Here is a 16,877-nt window from a genome sequence, read left to right on the forward strand (position 1 = left end):
GCCGATCGAATGGCCGCGCCGAGCAGTGGCGCTCGGCGCGGCCATCGCGTTCACATGACCGTGGTGCGGTAGAGAAGACGCTGGTGGCGGGTGTGATCACACGGTGAGGCGGTATGCATCGTGGCCCGGTTGTCCCAGATGACCAGATCCCCTACCGCCCACCGATGCGAGTACACGTACCGCTCGGCGGTCGCATGGGCATGCAGCTGATCGAGCAGGCTCGCCGACTCGGACTCATCGAGGCCGACGATGTTGCGGATGATCATCTCGCCCAGCAGCAGCGACCGGCGTCCGGTCTGCGGATGCTGCCGCACCAGCGGATGCACCACATCCGGCACCTGCGCACGCTGAGCCTCCGTCAGCGGCACCTTCGCCGGGTTGTCGGCCGCTTGGCGTTCGAACAGATGCACCATCGAGTGCACCGCCTCGAGCCCGTCGACCCGGGTGCGCAGCTCGGCAGGCAGGTCATCGTAGGCCGCGGTCGTATCGGCGAACCGAGTTTGTCCACCCACCTCCGGCGCGATCACCGAGTACAGCAGCGACACCGAACTCATCGCCGGGCGAAACGACAGATCCGTGTGCCACTCCTGCTCGTTGTCGCCGTCGTACAGCCCGATCGGCACGCCGTTGCGATGAATGTTGCTGATCGTCACGATCTGCGCAAAACCCGGCACCGTGTACTGATCCTGCACATGTATTTCCGGCTCACCGAACACTCTGCTCACCCGGATGTGGTCCTCGTGCGACAAGGCTTGATCCCGCACCACCAGGACCCTGTATTTCAGAAGATCGTCAACGAGGGAAGCCGAAACCAATTCCTCCAACGGGCCGGACAGATCAATCCCGAAAACCTCAGCGCCGAATGTGGATGCCAAGGGGCCGATATGATAGCGACTCACCGATGAATTCTAGCAAGAACAGCCCGTATTCAGGCTCAAATCGGAGAGCCGGGGACGGATGCTCCCCGGATGGCGGTAGATCTGCTCGAGATGTGGGTCTACTGCGGTCCGAGAGGAAAAATAGGATATCATTTCGCCATGACTCAGCCGATTCCGCTGAAAGAATCCGCCATGAACCGTGCACGGGTCGAATCGCTGGCCAGCGATCTATCACGCGTCGAGCCCGGCTTCGACGCCGAGGGGTTCGTCACCACCGTCATGGCGCAACTTACCCGGCTGGAACTCAAAGCCCGAATCGCCTGTGTCGCAGACGCTTTGGCGGATCACCTGCCCGCCGATGTCAGCACCGCGACAGCGATCGTGGTTGCCGCGCTGCCCCCACACGACGACGCAACCTTCACCGGCAGCGACTTCGGTCTCTACACCTACGCCCCGTATTCCGATTTCATCGCCCGCTACGGCTGCACCCGCGAAAACCTCGACTCCTCACTCAACGCGTTGAAAGAAATAACCAAGCATTTCACCGCCGAAGACGCGTTGCGCTATTTCCTCAACACATACCCCGACGAGACGATGACAACTGTTGCGGAATGGAGTCGCGATCCCGACTATCATGTCCGTCGTCTGGCCAGCGAAGGAACACGCCCTAAACTTCCCTGGTCGCCCCGCATCACCCTTCCCGTTGACGCCGCAATTCCGATATTGGACGAACTGTTCTCCGACGATTCTCGGTTCGTCACCCAATCGGTTGCCAATCACCTCAACGACATCACCGCTACCGATCCAGAACTAGTATTGACCACCCTGGGCAGGTGGCGTGAATCGCACAGGCAGCGCCCGAAGGAAATGGAATTCATCATCAGGCAATCGCTGCGCACACTGGTCAAAAAGGGGCACCCCGGTGCGTTCGAATTCCTCGGACTGTCGATCACCCCGGCGGTCGATGTGGCCGAACTACGCCTGGACGCACCCGCGGTGGCCATCGGAAACAGCCTCGGCGTCGACTGCACCCTGCGCGCGACCGGCACCACCACCGAGCGCGTCGTCATCGACTACGTCCTGACCTACCCACGGGCCCGATCCGGCCACGGGGAAGCGATATTCAAAGGGGCCACTCTCGACCTGAACCCCGGTGAATCCCGCACCGTGACCCGGACACAACCGCTGAGGTCAACCGCGAGCCGCAAACTCACCCCCGGCACCAGCCGATTGCAGATCCAGATCAACGGCCGCCGAATCGCCGAGGCCGCGTTCGAACTGCTGCCCGCCAGGTGAAGGCACGACGGCGCTCGCGCGAGCCAACGGCAGCGTCGAGCAGCGGAAACCGCCCGGAATCCGGGTGACCTCGGAATAGTCCACCGGGAACACCTCGATGCCCCGGGCATCGAGCTGCGCGGCGATCCGCTCGCTGCGCTCGGCGACGACCACCACACCCGGCCCCAGCGCCAAGGCGTTCACCTCCACCGCCGCAGCCTCCTCGCCGGTCACCGGGATCAAGTCGAAATGCTTAGCGAACCACCGCATCTGAGCATCGTCGAACACGCCCTGGTGCACGAGTGCCACCTCCGGCGCGACGATGTTGAAATGGTCGTCCAAGTGCACGATGCCACCGCAGGCGAACTCGATCGGCCGGACGGTGCGGTCGCTGCCGAGCCGGTCGAGCTGGTAGCGCAGCGCCTCTAGCCCGGCCGGCGAGGTCTCCTCGCTCAGGCCGACCAGCACCAGCCCGTCGTGCAACATCACGTCACCGCCCTCGATCGTGCCCGCATCGAGATAGGCCACCCGCTCCATGCGCTCCACCAGACGCCGCACCCCCGCGAACTCCCCTTGCCGCCGCCGCGAGTGCAACCGGGACACCACGAACACATCGTCGACGACGAACCCGATATCGCGCGTGTAGTGCTGGCCGTAGGAGCCCGGCACCTGCTCGGCGAGCACCACCTCCACACCGCGGCCGCGCAGGAGATCAATGAAGCGGTCCTGCTGCGCGCGCACACGGACAGGCGAATACGGCCCCCATCGGCTGGTCTCGCGCTGGCGTGCCAGCACCGGATCCACCGACCCGGACAGATCCAGCGTGACCGGACCGGCATGACGCATCACCACCGACCGCAGCTCCCCGAACTCGCTGTCCACCCCGACCCGTCTCACCCGAACTCCCGTCACTGCCGCGCTGTCGAATCCGCTGCTCGGCGAAACCTACGCCGCCCATGTCCTTGCCAGGATCCCCGCCGCGATCTCCCCGACCACCACAGGCTGTCCGACCTTCTCCACCAGCCACCCCATCGCCCTGGCCGCCACCATAATGACGACCAAGCCGACGAAGACGACCACCAGCTGACTACCCGGCATGCACACCCCCACGCTGTGACGCGACGGGCTGCGCCGACCGCGCCACCCACCCCGCTACTATTTCTGGAAAACTGCTGTGGCGCATAGCAACTCGGACTTGGAGGCCCACCCCGCTGAAAGGGTGGACATATGCTGCTCGATCCGGTCAGCGAAGCTTCCCCACGGCGACGTAGCAGCACACCTGCTCCTCCTGCGGCGGCTCCCAGCGCTTGCGCCGCGCACGGCGACGGTCGAGTTCGTCAGCCGGTCGCCATCGATGCGGAGCAACCAGCCCCGGCTCGACGAGGTCGCAGCGCGCCAGCAACGAAGCCACGTCTCCGCGCGAGCGGGGCCGAAAGTCGATGCCATAGCTGGCGTAGACCTCGGCAGCACTTTTGACCACACCGGGTTCTATGTCGTCGGCGACGTGGCTCAGCGCCACGAAAGAGCCGCGCGGCAACGCGGCGGTCACAGCGTCGACGACGTCGACCGGCTCGGCGATGAACTCCGCCACGAACGAAAGACACACCGCCACAGGCGCACCAAGGTCCAGCACGGTAGTGATCTTGTTGACGATGGTGTCGGTGTCGGTCAGATCGGCATGGGAGAAGAATGTCTGAGCATCATCAGCGAGCAGAGCCCGACCGTGAGACGCGACCACCGGATCATGGTCTATGTAGAGGGTACGCGCGGCGGGCAGGTGTTCACGTGCGACGTCGTGGACGTTCGGTGCGAGCGGGTAACCCGAACCCAACTCCACGAATTGCGCAATCTGCTCTTCCGCAGCCAGATACTCCACCGCGCGCAACAGCCACAGCCGCGTCGCGCGAGTCGCCATCTGGAAGCGCTTCGCCTCGGCGGCCAGCCGCTCGCTGGCGGCGAAATCGAGGGAATAGGCATCTTTGCCGCCCAGCAGGGCGCTGTGAATGCGGCCGCTGTGCGCTCGCTCCGGACTGTGCGTGTAGCTGTTCATCCGGTTTCCCCCTCCTCGCCAGTTCCAGCCGGGTTGGAGTCCGCCGCTTTTTCGGACCACCTCAGCAGTTGCGGGCCTCGGGGGTCGCCGATGAGGATTCGTAGCTGGCACCAGGCTCGGCAGATCTCCTCCCCGTCCGCTGCTACGGGTGCCGGGGCTCCATGATTGCGCAGCTCCATGGCTGTCAGCACCCGGGAATCCTCGTCGCAGAATTTCAGGGCGTTCAAGTACTGCTGGAGCGGGGTGGCGGGCTCACGCCACGGCCCCCACACCACGGGGTCGTAATCCGCCCAGTACCGGTGGAATCCGGAGCGGTCGAGATCGGTCATGCGCTGCTGCCATTGCGGGTCGCCGATCAGCCGCAGGTATTCGATATAGGCTCTTCTGATCCTGTACCCGTCGGCGGGAAACGCAGCCGGAATCCGTGCACGCAGCAACTTCCGGGCCTCCTCGGGAGAAAGTGCCTCCCACTCCAGCAACCGCCTGCGGAACCTCTGGATGGGGGTCGGATCATCCCAGCCTTCTTCATCGGCCAAACCCATAGCTGTCCTTTCTCTGCTCGTGCGGGATCAGGTGGTAGGAAACCGATTCAGCTGGCCTGGCGTACCGAGACGGCAGCGGGCGTGTCGGCGTTCGAGCCGGTCAGCGTCCGGTAGGGATCGAGGTAGTTGGGGGCGAACAGCGGCGCCCCGGGTAGGGCGGGGATGTCGAACGCGGCCACGAGTTCGGCCATGGAGTCCGCCAGCACGCCGCGGTGCTCGAGCAGTTCGGTGTGGATCCGGGTGGCCTGCTCGGCGTTCATCAGGCCGTGGACGGTGTACCAGCCGCCGTGCTCGTAGATGCGGCCCAGCGCGTAGGCAGCAGCCGCCGAGTGCAGAAGCCGTTCGGCGGCTGGATGGGATGCGGTGGCTGCCGCGATGTGCAGTGCGGTCGCGGCCAGACGTTCCCCGGTCGCGGCGGTCAGCTCCGCGGCCGCGGTATCCGACCCCCAAACCGGTCCTGCCGCACCGTAATTGCCTTGGTGCATCCCGGCCGCGATCGCGTGCTCACGCGCAATCAGCAGATCGATGTACGACGGCAGACTGCCGGGGGTTTCCGGCAGGTGCAGCTCGAGCAGATCCTTGTAGTGTCGTCCGGCCGCGACCTGCATGATCTGGTCGTCGCCCTCGGCAGTGGAGATGCCGTCGGCATTGGCGATCCAGTCCGGGATGTAGTTCGAGCGCAGAATGCCCTGCGCACCGGCGCGGCGGCGGCACATGACCAGCACGTCAAAAGCGGTGCCGGACAGCAGCGGTTTGGCCACCATCGGCCCTAGCGTCGCCCACGGTGATGCGCCAGCCGCGCGGAGTTCGCGTGCCCGCCGGCCGAGGATGCTGGTGGCCCAAACCGCCGCCAGTGCGGTCACGATGTTGCGCTGGACCGGTCCGCGGTCGATCATGACCGTCCGGCCTGGGCGGCGCTGACCGGCGTAGCCGACGACTCCTGCCAGCGCGGCGCGAGCGGTGGCGATCGCTGCGCACGGCAGGTCCACCCGGCCACCACCCAGGGGTTCGCTCGTGCGGGCGAACCGTTGCTCCCACGGCACTGTGCAGTCGAATTCGCCGTTGCTGGTGATGCGTGCCCAGTCCCCGCCGAGCAGCGCCTCGCGCGGCAGTATGCACTCGGCTGGATCGAACACGATCAGGCCGTGGTCCATCGCCGAGGCCGACCCGATCTTCTCCGCCAGCGCCGTCACCCGCACCCCGGGAGCGAGCTGCCCGTCGGCGTCACGCACGCGCAGCAGAAACGGCAGCACCCCTTCATCGCGGCCGTCGAATTGCAGGCGCGCGGTGACCACTGCGATCTTCGGGGCCCGTCCTGCCAGGTTCGGCATGAACTTCGCCGCTTCGACGGCCGGTTTCTCTGCGATGGTTGGCTTCTCTCCGATGGTTGGGGTCGCCAGCCGGAACCCGCCGATCGCCGGATCCCAGGTGGCGGTCGTGCGGCAATGGGGTCCGTTGGTGCCGGCCAACTCAGTCAGCATCAGCACACCCACCGCCGCGCCGGTATCGAGGTCGGTGGCGCAGCGCTGTACATACTCGGTGTCGATCCCGGAGGCGAGGATGGCGCCCAGCGCCAGGTTGAGGTGCCCGCTCATCAGGGTCAGCACCGAAGGCGCGGCGATAGCCGCCTCCTCGAACAGGACCCCCCGCAGCCGGGGATCACCAGCGATATCGAGCGCGGATCCGCCCATTTCGCGGATGAGTGCCCGCAGCAGACCCGGTGTGCGCGAGTGCTGGTCGGCGTACGTCAGCCCGGACGTCGGCACGTCCCGCACAGCGAGCACTGCTTCACGGACCCGTGCGTGCAGCGGGGAGTCTGGGCCGACCAGCACCGTGTGCAAGGCGTCGACGAGATCGGTGTTGAGTGGACCGTCCAGCGTGCCGTGGGTTGTCATGACTGTCCCTTCGGGAGTGCCGGTGATGCGCCCGGTAAAAACGGCGGGGTCGTGTCACCGAACGCTTCGAGCTGCACGCACTTTCGTGATGGCGTGCTGAGGTGGAGCTGTGGGTGAATGGCAGCGGTGCGTGCCGGTGCACCGGCCCCGCAGAGGTGCACGACAGATCCTGGCGTCACTGAGTGGACCTGCGGTTTCCCTGCGGGGCACTGCTGTGCCTATCTCGCTGTAATCAATGCAGCGCTGGATCAATAGTTCGGTCATTCGCCGTTGTCGGACCGACGCCGATATAGGCGGGCAACACCCCCTTTCACGGGTTCTGGTTACTGGGAAGCCGGTCTTGCAGAGAGGGTCGACGATGCGACACAACGAGATTTGGTTGTGTCACGTCGTTCTCTGCTGGCCGGACACTTTCTGTGCCGCCGAGCGCCGCGGCGGCGCCTGGGACGAAGGGGTTAGCCGAGCCACAGGCCCGTTGCATGGAGGGTGCCGACCCAGTCCGAACAGACGTGGCGGCCGCGGGTGAGCGCGCCGAGGACGGCGAAGGCTTGCGGCGGTGTCCATGTTTCACACACCGTGGCCAGGACCAGCCAGTCCGCGCGCCATCGCTCGTTGTGATGCGGCACGTCGGCGCCGGCTCGTAGCACGACGGCCATGGTGCGGCCCGGGTGCGGCCACCATCGGCGGTCGAACTGGTCTGTCGGCGTGCTGATGACGTCGGCCAGGGTGAGGGCCTGCTCGAGGTCCAGGGCCGCGCGTGCGGTGGCAAGCTGCTGGTCGAAGAACTCGAGGTAGTAGTGAGGGTTCTGGTCGAGATCGTCGAGTTGCTGAGGGCTCAGGTGCCCGGTGGCGCGGTGGTGGTCGATGAACTCGCGGTGATAGGTGTCCAGGAAGGTGTGCGGGACCGCTGCGCCGTTGTAGTCCAGCGCGGCGGGGGCGGGATCGATGGTCATCGGTGGTGTCCTTGTTGGGAGCGGGATGCGGGGATCAGTGCAGGCTGACGGGGAAGGCGGACAGGGCCCGGTGGAACGGTCCCGGCCGCCAGGTCGGCCGCCCTTGCGGTCGGGCGTCGGGCAGCATGTCGATGAACCGCGTGATGCCTTCGGTCGCGATCAGACGTGCCACGGCCTGCGCCGGTTTCGGGCACTGGTGCGGCCCGGCGGAATAGCCCAGGCCCCAGCCGGCCTGGAGGTATTCCCCGTCGCCGGTGTTGACGGCGGGGTCGTTGTTGCAGGAGGCCATGCTGATCACCACCGGCTGGTGGGCGGGCAGCCAGATCCCGTCGACCGTGACCCCGGCCGGTGGATAGGAGAGGCAGTAGTTCGCCATCGGCGGGTCGGTGATCTCGTTCTCGGTGACCGCCTCTCTGATCGGCACACCGAAACCGTCCCCGCCTGCCACGAATCGGGGGTCGTTGAATATCAGCCGCAGGGTGTTGGCCAGCAAGTTGGTCGTCGGTTCGATACCCGCGCCGTACAGGGTCACCAGTTGGTGGATCAGTTCCACATCGTCCAAGCCGGTGTGGTGAGCGATAAGGCGCGAGGTGACATCGTCTCCGGGCGCGGCCTTCTTGGCGGTGATGTGCCCGCCCAGCGATTGGCCCAGCACCTTGTTGACGTGCTCGGTGTCCTCAGTCGACTCGAACATGCGGGCCATCGCCCAGGCAACGTCGTCGCCGACATCGTCGGTGCAGCCGAGTATCCGGTTGAGTACCGTGAACACCAGCGGCCGTGCGTAGTCGGTGATGACGTCTATTTGGTTGGCGTCCTGGATGTCTCGTCGGTGGCACAGGGTATCCAGTAGCTTTTCGGCAGTGCCGATCACCTCCTCGCGCAGGCGGAGCAGATCGATGCCGTCGAGGCTGTCGAGGTTGGCGCGTCGATAGCGGTCGTGGTCGGCTCCGGCGCTGCGCAGCGCGTTGGGCCGATATTCGATCATCGGCGCGATCGGGCACCCGGCGGGCATGGTGGGCTGCCATCGGCGTGGGTCGGCGGGGAAGCGTTCGGGATCGCGGAGGATGCGCAGCGCGGTGTGGTAGCGGACGACCAGCGTCGCCGGTACGCCGTGGGCGAGTTCGACGGGGACCATGGGGCCCTGGGCGCGCATCCAGGCGTAGACCGTGTGAGGGTCATCGGCGAAGTCCTGAGTGTGGATCAGGGTTCGTTCGCACACGTCCTCGATCGGTGTCGAATCCGCGTCCGACAGGGCGGGGATGGAGTTCGGCGGCACAGCAGTGGTCTCCTACGTGCTGATGGGGTGTGGAAGCGGTGATGTTGGGGCGAACGTGACCGGAAGGGCGACCAGCGCACGGTGGTACAGGGTTTGCAGCCACTCGATCCGCGTGCCGGGTGCCTGCTGCATGTCGGGGAGGGATTCGAACAGCAGGTTCAGGGCTTCTTCGGCGGTGAGCATCGCTATGGCCGCCGCTTCGTCCGGGCATTTGTGCTGGCCGCCGCCCCAAGCCAGATGGGACCGGCTGCCGACCTTCCTGGTGTGGTCGGCGGCCATGACCGGATCAGCGGCGCAGCCGGCCAGGCTGACCAGCACCGGCTGACGAGGATGTAGGTGTACGCCATCGCGGATCTGTAGGCTCAGGGGAAACCGCGGGCGAAGAGTCGGGCGCGGCGGCTCGACGGCCAGCACGTGCTCGAGCGCGTCCCGCAAGGTCAGCGATCCGCACATCACGTCGCCGCCGAACTCTTTGTCGGTCATGACCAGCATGAGAGCGTTGGCGATCAGATCGATGGTCGGTAGGCATCCGCTGGTGTACAGCAGCAGCACCTGCTGAACCACTTCGTAGTCGTCCAGGGTTGCAGGATGCCCGCACAACCATGAGGTCACATCTGTCCTCGGGGTCATCCGGGCGGCCTCCACAGCCGACCAGACCAGCGGGGTCAGTGCGCTTGCATCTCCCATGGTGCGCAATGTCCGGACCGCGATGTCGGCCTCGTCCCACACATCCGCAGGCAGACCCAACATCCACGAAAATGTCCGTACGACAAGTGGACTCGCGAATTCGCCGACGAGATCGGCGGAGCCTTCCATGCAGAATGTCTTGATCAGTCCTGCCGTGAATTGACCGACCGTGGTGCGGAGTGCGTGCTGATCGATGCGTTCGAGGCACTCGCGTACCGTGTGGCGCAACCGCGCGTGATCGGTGCCGCTGGCCTGCGCCAGATCCGGCCGATCCCGGCGCTCGGCACGCTGGTGGGACTGCCGTGGTTTCGGGTCGGTCGGGTAGTGCAGGGGATCGTCGAGGACTTCGCGGGCGTGTTGGAACCCGATCACCGCGGTTGCGTTTTCCCCTGGACCGGTCTCCACCGGAACCACAAGCCCGTGGTCGTGGTGCATCTGCTGATATGTCCGGTGCGGATCGGCGAAGAACTCAGGCCCGTACAGCTGCACCGCGCGATCGGCGTCGGCGTGCGGGCATGTGCCGGTTCCTGGTGGGGGTGCTGGGGTGGTCAAATGTGCCTCCGGGCAGGGAAAGTGACGTGCTCGGGGCACGACGAATCAAGCCGGTCCGTCGCAGCGGCCGACTATGAGCGGGGAAGGATCCGGGACGGCCATGCGCGGTGAGCGCGGGGCCGCCAGGGAAGAACGGTGGTGGGTGGTTAGAGGGAGACGTGCTCGTCGAGGTTGGTCGGCGCCGCCTTCAGGCGGGTTATGCAGTCGTCGTAGGCGCGGGTCGCGCTCACCACGCAGGGGATGTTCTCGCAGATGGTCCAGTACGCGACTCGCGCGGCCAGCACACCCGGTCGCGCCGGGCCGAGGTCGAATGCTGTGGCAGCGATTCGGTCGAACTCAGCACACAGACGCAGCTCGGGCGGGTTGGTTTCCGCAGGCCCGTCGGCCTGGTCCCAGTTGACCGCGGCCGGCGGAGCACTGAACCGCTGGGTGTCCTCGCGGCGCTTCCTGTACAGCAGCGCCATCCCGCACACCACGCTCAGCGCCGGATGCGCATCGACAGCGGTGTACTTTCCGCACAGCGCATCCGACACCGCCCCGATCAACGCCAGCGAGTCCGGCCACGTCTGCGCAATGCTGGCGTCGGTCATATCGTCCCCGCCTGCGCAGGCTGCGCGTCCGGCTCGCCCACTGCTGCGCCGCCGCTCGCCGAACGCAAAGGGGCGTAGGGGAATTCGCGGCGGCTATCGTCCTCTTCGCTGGATCGGGCCAGTCTGCGTACGCAGGTGACGGGATGTCCTGCGTGCTGTGACCGCAGCAGATGCGCTTGCACGGTGGTGATCTCCGGATCGGGCGGTGTTGCGCAGTCGCCTAGCGCCATCCTGTCGCGTTCTTCGGCGGGCATGTACGACAGCAACTTCGTCATGCACATTCGAATACCTCCCATGTCTTGGGCACCAGCTATCGCCGCGCTATGCAGAGCGGCCCCGCAAGGGGTGCGGCGCCGACCTGCACAGCTCGGTGTACTGAAGTGAGTAGCGTTCGCGATGCAGCGAAATAACTGGTGCTGGAACAATTTTCGGCAAACCAAGCAACGCCGCACAATAGGGCGCGCGTACCCAATCACTTGTCCAGTTCATGGGTACGCAGGTCAGAGCCAAAAATTGCCTCCGCCACCGTCGGCCGCCTGCGCGCCATGGAAGACCCCGAGACAGCGGCAGACCGCACACCGCCACAGCGAGATGATCAGATCGGATGTGCATGCGACGACCGAGCGTGGAGTACCTTGCCGGAGCGGATATCTCACTGAACTGGCATGCGCCGAATCTTCCCGTGCCGCAGCGACCCAGGAGAACGCACTGCGATCTCGGCCCCGATCCGGTAGATCCCGACCGAGACGCGCAGCGCCGAGGGTGTCTACATGCCGTGCCAGGGCTCGGTGCCGGCGCCGGGGTTTCGGAGCATGCCCAGGCGGCGGTGGAGTTCGCCGGTTGCGGCGGTATCGGCACCGGCCGCGCGGCGAATGTAGCCGGTGAGGGTGTGCAGGTCACGCATCGAGGTCAGCACGGTGAACCCCGGCCAGGTGCGGAACTCCTCGAGGTCGAGACCGTACGCGCGGAAGAACTGCGCGAGATCGCCTTCGGAGGCCCCGAATCGGAGGTGGTCGTGGCAGGTGGGGATCAGGTCCAGCTCGCGCGGGCCGATACTGGCCTCGTCCCAGTCTCCCAGCACAACCCGCTCGTCGCCGTCCCACAGGCAGTTCGCCGGATACGGATCGCCATGGATGAACCCGACGCCCAGGACGGATTCGAGGCCCTGGTAGCGGTCGAGCAGTTCGTGGGCGCGGTCGGACAGCCAGGTCAGATCATCCGGCTCGAGAACTCGGCGTGCGGCATCCGAGCCGAGGATGGTGGTCAGCCCGGACAGCGGCGGATACGGGTGCAGTTCCAGCGGCGGGGTCGGCAATGCGTGCAGCCGACGCAGAATAGCGCCGAGGTCTCGCATCGGAGGTTCACCCCGCTGCTGCTGCGGGTAGTAGCGCCACACCGTGACGGTGGCGTCGTCGATATCGACGGCCCGGTCCACCAGCGGCTCGGTCACCGGAATGCCATGCTCGGCCAGCCACCGCGTCAGCGTCAGCCCCGCCTGAAACCGCAAGCCGCGGTGCTGGCTTCGCCCGATCCGGACCACCGCTGGCGGGCGCGGGAGCAGCCAGACAGCGTTGCTGTGGGCGCGCAGCAGCCGCGCGTCCCGGGCGTCGAGCCCGATCTGTTCGCAGGCGGCGATGAGGATGTCGTGCGCGGCCAGCTCCGTCATGCCAGGGCCGCGGTCGAGGGTGTGGTGTACCCGCGGATGGCCTCGTGAAGGTCTTGGGCGACGGGTGCTTGGGCATGGCGGTGCTCGCGGATCGCGGCGGTAACGGTATTCATCCCCTCCATGATGGCCGTGATCCGCTGCTCGGTGGGAAGTTCCAGGACCGGAGAGAGTATTTCCCGCGCGCCTTCGAACTCGTCGCAGGCGATCCGGGACAGGCTCAGCGAGACCCGAGCCAGGGCCTCGTCCCCGTAGGATCGGTGTTCGGGTGGACCGACAGTGTATTCGCCGATGGCATCCAGCGCCCACCGCTCGGCATGCTGGTGGTCACCAATCGCCTGATACGCGCAGCCCAGGTAGTAGGCCATCTTCGCGTGCGGGAATGTCAGAGCGCCACCGAACGCGGTCACCTCATCAGGCGCATCGCGTGCCTGCTCGGCGGCGGCAACGGTGCGCACCGCGGCGGAACGGGTAAGGCTGATATCACCGAGCCGACCAGCGCACCGTGCCTGCAACGCAAACAGCCGGACCCGGTAGTCGCCCGGCGGCGCCGACCCGGCCGCGTCGTCGATGACGTCCAGTGCCGTGTGTGGCTGCGGAGACCATTCCGCGATCAGGGCCTTCGTGCCGGCCACCCACGCCCGCAATCCGGGATGCGCGGCTTCCTGGGCCAGCAGCTCGGCAGCCACGGCATGCCGCATCGCGGCCTCAGAATTCCCCGCCACATCATCGGTGAGTTCACCCAGCAGTTGGACCGCGACCGCCCCCAGCAGGGACAGTTCGCGCCGGCGCTGGAGTCGCCGCGCCTGATCCAGTTGCTGCGCGATCTGCTTCCGCACACGCAGCAGGTCGGTCAGCAGCGGCAGAGGCGGCCGGTGCACGTAACCACGTGCAATTCGGCTCAGATCACGCGTCAGGCCGTCTTGGGAGATCCCGACCACCGGTTCTTCGCTCACCCACCGCACAAGGTCCGTCGACTCCTGCGCTGCGGTGGTGAGCAGCCGCTGCAACGCGGCGTCGGTGGCCGCCGACAGCAGGGCCCCATCCGCCTGCAGAACGTCATCGAGGCGAGTGGCCATGTCCGTGGTCGGTGGCCGCTCTCCCTGCTCGATGTGATGCAGGGTCGTCGGCGCATACACCGTCAGCGCGGCGAGAGCCTTGAGCGAGAGACCACGCCGCTCGCGCAGCCTACGCATCAACTCGCCGAATACGTTGTCACGGTCGATCATCGGGCCTGCCCGACCGTCGCGAGGCAACACACGCGGCCCAGAAAATCGTCCCGGCGAACACCAGAACGACCTTGATCGCCGGTGATAGTTGCCTCCACGGCCTTACGCGATGACATCTGACTCGGTGCGGGCATAGGTCGCACCGTCGTCCACGGTGACAACCTCGTCGCACCACTCGATGACCGGCCCCGCATCACCGTCGAGATGATCGAGATTCGGGGTGAGCACAGCCGAGATCTCCACCCCGTGTACGCGGGTCATGTTGCGGGCCAGATTGCGCAGGCGCAGCGCCGGATGGTCCACGTCGTCGCCGAACACGGCCATTTTGGCGAGGGAGTAGCCCAAGTCGTGGGCCAGACGGCGGATTTCTGTCTCATCCCAGTGTTGACGGGTTCCGGACACATCGCGGCGGATGTAGCCGATAGCTGCGAGTGATCTCAATATGTTCATCTCCTCTGGGCAGGGGTGGGATCACGGCAGGAAAAGCCGTTGATTGGGAGAACGTTTCACGTCCTGGGGCATAGAGCCGTCGATGGTGACCGGTGCCAAATGCTGTCGGTGTGCCTAGGCCGAGAACTCGGCCGCAGCGCCGTACTAAGTGCGGTAGTCCTGCACGGTGACGATCGCCCAGGGGCTGCACAGCTCGCGTGCGTCTCGATTGCCTATCAGCACAACCGCACTACGCCAACAGTCGGGTTGCGTCCGGTGGCCGACGTGTATTCCATCCAGAATTCGCTGCGTATCCGGCCCCACGGCCGCGCCCACTTCGGACGTCTATCCCGTGCGGCTGCCAAATCCGTGCCAGTCACAAACGTCACCTCAACCGACTGAGATTGGTTGTGCACGTTCATGATCTCTATCCGCAGCCGTTCCAGTCGCCAGGTCGCTTGCAGCCCGTCCACCTCGGTGATGTGTTCACTCATGCCGCCACGCCCAGGCATCGGAAAAGGCTCGGAATCCAGCCTGTGCAGGCCCTCCTCAACACGGGAGGCCACGTCGACTGGAAGCCGTACTCGATGTAGTCACCGGGAGTCCGGTCCTGTAGCTCTTCCATGTTCCGCCTCCAGCCGCTCGAAGTCGGACGCCTGAGCTGCCAAAGTGTTGCGGCCTAACCGGGTGATCTCATAGCGGTCCAGCCGGGCGCTGTCGAAGATCAGATCTCGGCGGGTCAGTTCCGTGACGGTCTGCCGGGTCTTCCACCTCGTCAGGCCAGCCGCCACCTCGATCTGCTTCTTGGTGAGCATCCCGCCGCAGTTCAGCGCCCTGAGAACGCGCGCCTGAGCGATGGAAAGACTGCCGTCGTGGTGCTGCTGTATCTGCGCACCTCGGGCTCGGTGCTCGTCGCTCTCGCTTGCCATGTTTTGCCCCTTGGCGTCCAGATGCGCGGAGCGCCAACGCACTCCGCATCGGAGGGTGTGTCGGCCACTCTGGCCAAGGTGATAGCCGACACATTCATACGGTAAGTGACACACTCTTTAAACGTCAACATCTCTACTGAAACGTAAACAGATTCAAGATGTTAATTAACATGCTAGATGGCCAGTTGGGTGCGTGCAGACCCTGTATCGTCTTCACATATCCGCTCATCCCGACTGGAGAGGACACGTCGTGGCACCGATGTCACCGACCGTCGCGCGCTGGGAGTTGTTCGAACGGCTGCGGCGTAGGCAGACCGACCTCGGGCTGATCGGCACCAAGATCGCCAAGCAGCTTGGCTATGCGCCGAACTACTGGTACAAGATCGAGCGAGACCGCATGGTGCTGCCCGAGGAGAAGCACGTGGCGCTGCTCGATCTGCTCGAAGTAGACGGCGAAGAGCGGGAAAAGCTGATCGAGCTACGTGCGCAGGCCAAGAACCGCGGCTGGTGGGACGAGTACGCCGGGCTGTTCAACGCCGAACAGACTCGGCTGTGGGGACTTGAGTACGGTGCCGAGGAGATTTCGTCGTTCGAGTCGCTGCTCATCCCCGGCTTACTTCAGACAGAGGACTACGCGCGCAGCCTCATCTCCGGCGACCAGGCCATGGTTCGGAGACCCGAGGTGCGGCGGCGTGTTCAGGCGCGGATGAAGCGACAGGAGCGCATCGGGGGTGAGGACCCGGTTCGCCTGAACGCGGTGATCTCCGAAGCCGCGCTCCACCAGCAGATCGGCGGTGTCGACGTCCTGCGTGCTCAGCTGGAACACCTGGTCAAGGTCATCACGACGTACGACACGATTGAAGTGCTGATTCTGCCCTTCACCAGCCCCAACGGCTCTGGCTCCGGTGGTGCCGCCTTCCACATCCTGGACTTCCCCGGCGATCAGGCCACGCCCTTGGGCTGGCATGAGTCAGCCGTGGTCGCCGAGGTAATCGAAGATCCCGCGAAGATCGAAACGCTGGCGGCTGCCTTCGGCTCTGCCGCACAGGCGTCGCTATCGCGTGAGGACTCTCTTGCACGGATTCGCGACGTCATCACACAGATAGGATCATCCTCATGAGCAGCACCAACACACCCCGTCGCGAGTGGTTCAAGTCCTCGTTCTCGACATCCTCCAACAACTGCGTGGAGGTAGCGTTCGACGGCGATATGGTGCTCGTCCGCGACGATAAATACAACGGCCCCGCAGACCTGCAACCCACCATCGCCGTGCCCGTCACCGCCTGGCCAGCATTCCTCGAGCTGACCCTCGGCAACGTCATCCAGGGCGGCAGTATCGCTGTTCCCAGCATTGCTACGGACAGCCACGGCACCGTGGTCCGCGATGCGGTCGGCACCACTTTGGAGTTCACCCCCGCCGAATGGACTGCCTTTGTCGCAGGTATTCGCGCCGGTGAGTTCATCCCGGCCTCAGTCTGACCTCATTGTGAGTTGACCTAGTGACCGTCTGACCGCAACGATCTCTAATTGGTGGCCTACCAGTAGAGGTGGGCCGCCAATTTCATTCGCTCACGCCGCACGACACTCGTACCGTCGGACGGATGCCAACCTGGACAATCGGACGGCCATGCCCCGGCCATGGCGCGCACCTCCGCGAACTTCGCCTCGAAGCACTCCGCACCGACCCCGCAGCCTTCAGCGAGCCCTTCGCCCAGGCTGCCGCGCTTTCCGACCCCCGACTGGGAACGCCGCATCCACCGCAGCCAGCTCCTCGTCGTCGACGAGAATTCCGATCACTCATGGGACGGGATGATCGGCACCTTCAACCCCCGTGGTGGCCGCCCTCCGCACCGCGCCCGCCTACCGCACCGCCATGACCCGGGCCGCTACGCGACAAACCAGTCGCTGAATTCGTACACCTACTCGGCA

At 65.6% G+C, this 16,877-nt stretch carries 20 protein-coding genes and 1 pseudogene; 4 read left to right on the forward strand and 17 right to left on the reverse strand.

Translation table 11 applies throughout. The features are described 5' to 3' along the window. Positions 1 to 50: 50 nt before the first annotated feature. Positions 51 to 899: a TauD/TfdA dioxygenase family protein gene (locus ACWEKR_RS08825; RefSeq protein WP_452353975.1), complete on the reverse strand. Its 849-nt coding sequence runs from the start codon at positions 897 to 899 to the stop codon at positions 51 to 53. A 69-nt stretch (positions 900 to 968) separates the two neighbouring features. Between ACWEKR_RS08825 and ACWEKR_RS08830 the strand changes: the two genes are divergently transcribed. After that, positions 969 to 2,174, forward strand: coding sequence for a hypothetical protein (locus ACWEKR_RS08830; protein ID WP_452353976.1), 1,206 nt, complete (start codon positions 969 to 971; stop codon positions 2,172 to 2,174). Here ACWEKR_RS08830 and ACWEKR_RS08835 read toward each other — a convergent pair. From ACWEKR_RS08835 to ACWEKR_RS08870, 8 genes are all read right to left on the reverse strand, one after another. Next, the gene (locus tag ACWEKR_RS08835) at positions 2,070 to 3,050 is read right to left on the reverse strand and encodes a dimethylarginine dimethylaminohydrolase family protein (RefSeq protein ID WP_452353977.1); all 981 of its coding nucleotides are present in this window, start codon (positions 3,048 to 3,050) and stop codon (positions 2,070 to 2,072) included. The two genes, ACWEKR_RS08830 and ACWEKR_RS08835, sit on opposite strands and share 105 nt — an antisense overlap. 48 nt (positions 3,051 to 3,098) lie before the next feature. After that, positions 3,099 to 3,251 carry a hypothetical protein gene (locus ACWEKR_RS08840; protein ID WP_157227898.1) on the reverse strand — a complete coding sequence of 51 codons (153 nt, stop codon included), beginning with the start codon at positions 3,249 to 3,251 and terminating at the stop codon, positions 3,099 to 3,101. 145 nt (positions 3,252 to 3,396) lie between these two features. Further along, on the reverse strand, positions 3,397 to 4,203 hold the full coding sequence (locus ACWEKR_RS08845) for an SAM-dependent methyltransferase (RefSeq protein WP_452353978.1): 807 nt from the start codon (positions 4,201 to 4,203) through the stop codon (positions 3,397 to 3,399). Beyond that, on the reverse strand, positions 4,200 to 4,745 hold the full coding sequence (locus ACWEKR_RS08850) for a hypothetical protein (RefSeq protein WP_452353979.1): 546 nt from the start codon (positions 4,743 to 4,745) through the stop codon (positions 4,200 to 4,202). Before ACWEKR_RS08850 ends, ACWEKR_RS08845 begins: the two co-directional genes overlap by 4 nt. A 47-nt stretch (positions 4,746 to 4,792) precedes the next feature. After that, positions 4,793 to 6,640, reverse strand: coding sequence for an acyl-CoA dehydrogenase family protein (locus ACWEKR_RS08855; RefSeq protein ID WP_452353980.1), 1,848 nt, complete (start codon positions 6,638 to 6,640; stop codon positions 4,793 to 4,795). 455 nt (positions 6,641 to 7,095) lie between these two features. Beyond that, positions 7,096 to 7,593: a hypothetical protein gene (locus ACWEKR_RS08860; protein WP_452353981.1), complete on the reverse strand. Its 498-nt coding sequence runs from the start codon at positions 7,591 to 7,593 to the stop codon at positions 7,096 to 7,098. 34 nt (positions 7,594 to 7,627) lie between these two features. Then, positions 7,628 to 8,869, reverse strand: a complete 1,242-nt coding sequence (locus ACWEKR_RS08865) for a cytochrome P450 (protein WP_452353982.1) — start codon at positions 8,867 to 8,869, stop codon at positions 7,628 to 7,630. A gap of 12 nt (positions 8,870 to 8,881) precedes the next feature. Continuing rightward, the gene (locus ACWEKR_RS08870) at positions 8,882 to 9,685 is read right to left on the reverse strand and encodes a hypothetical protein (protein ID WP_452353983.1); all 804 of its coding nucleotides are present in this window, start codon (positions 9,683 to 9,685) and stop codon (positions 8,882 to 8,884) included. 54 nt (positions 9,686 to 9,739) lie between these two features. Between ACWEKR_RS08870 and ACWEKR_RS08875 the strand changes: the two genes are divergently transcribed. After that, positions 9,740 to 10,219 (forward strand): hypothetical protein, encoded by a 480-nt coding sequence (locus tag ACWEKR_RS08875; protein WP_452353984.1) that lies wholly within the window; start codon positions 9,740 to 9,742, stop codon positions 10,217 to 10,219. A gap of 35 nt (positions 10,220 to 10,254) precedes the next feature. Here the strand turns inward: ACWEKR_RS08875 and ACWEKR_RS08880 are convergent, their stop codons facing one another. The 8 genes and pseudogenes from ACWEKR_RS08880 to ACWEKR_RS08915 form a co-directional block, all read right to left on the reverse strand. Continuing rightward, positions 10,255 to 10,698: a hypothetical protein gene (locus ACWEKR_RS08880; protein WP_452353985.1), complete on the reverse strand. Its 444-nt coding sequence runs from the start codon at positions 10,696 to 10,698 to the stop codon at positions 10,255 to 10,257. Further along, complete coding sequence (locus ACWEKR_RS08885) at positions 10,695 to 10,973, reverse strand: hypothetical protein (protein WP_452353986.1); 279 nt, start codon at positions 10,971 to 10,973, stop codon at positions 10,695 to 10,697. The genes ACWEKR_RS08880 and ACWEKR_RS08885 overlap by 4 nt, the downstream gene beginning before the upstream one ends. A 491-nt stretch (positions 10,974 to 11,464) precedes the next feature. Next, positions 11,465 to 12,364, reverse strand: coding sequence for a phosphotransferase enzyme family protein (locus ACWEKR_RS08890; protein WP_452353987.1), 900 nt, complete (start codon positions 12,362 to 12,364; stop codon positions 11,465 to 11,467). Beyond that, positions 12,361 to 13,371, reverse strand: coding sequence for a hypothetical protein (locus ACWEKR_RS08895; protein ID WP_245560548.1), 1,011 nt, complete (start codon positions 13,369 to 13,371; stop codon positions 12,361 to 12,363). Before ACWEKR_RS08895 ends, ACWEKR_RS08890 begins: the two co-directional genes overlap by 4 nt. Before the next feature lie 30 nt (positions 13,372 to 13,401). Then, positions 13,402 to 13,590 (reverse strand): annotated as a pseudogene (locus ACWEKR_RS08900) (helix-turn-helix domain-containing protein); the annotation flags it as partial. A 102-nt stretch (positions 13,591 to 13,692) separates the two neighbouring features. Beyond that, positions 13,693 to 14,031 carry a hypothetical protein gene (locus tag ACWEKR_RS08905; protein WP_157227684.1) on the reverse strand — a complete coding sequence of 113 codons (339 nt, stop codon included), beginning with the start codon at positions 14,029 to 14,031 and terminating at the stop codon, positions 13,693 to 13,695. A 224-nt stretch (positions 14,032 to 14,255) separates the two neighbouring features. Next, a complete protein-coding gene (locus ACWEKR_RS08910) occupies positions 14,256 to 14,513 on the reverse strand; it encodes a hypothetical protein (RefSeq protein WP_452353988.1) in 258 nt (85 codons plus the stop codon). A gap of 99 nt (positions 14,514 to 14,612) precedes the next feature. Continuing rightward, positions 14,613 to 14,948 (reverse strand): hypothetical protein, encoded by a 336-nt coding sequence (locus ACWEKR_RS08915; protein WP_452353989.1) that lies wholly within the window; start codon positions 14,946 to 14,948, stop codon positions 14,613 to 14,615. Positions 14,949 to 15,207: 259 nt separating this feature from the next. Between ACWEKR_RS08915 and ACWEKR_RS08920 the strand changes: the two genes are divergently transcribed. Both ACWEKR_RS08920 and ACWEKR_RS08925 read left to right on the forward strand, forming a co-directional pair. Next, complete coding sequence (locus tag ACWEKR_RS08920; RefSeq protein WP_452354120.1) at positions 15,208 to 16,068, forward strand: helix-turn-helix domain-containing protein; 861 nt, start codon at positions 15,208 to 15,210, stop codon at positions 16,066 to 16,068. Next, positions 16,065 to 16,427 (forward strand): DUF397 domain-containing protein, encoded by a 363-nt coding sequence (locus ACWEKR_RS08925; protein ID WP_452353990.1) that lies wholly within the window; start codon positions 16,065 to 16,067, stop codon positions 16,425 to 16,427. The genes ACWEKR_RS08920 and ACWEKR_RS08925 overlap by 4 nt, the downstream gene beginning before the upstream one ends. Positions 16,428 to 16,877: the final 450 nt, after the last annotated feature.

It is taken from the genome of Nocardia sp. NPDC004573 (genome assembly GCF_053602135.1).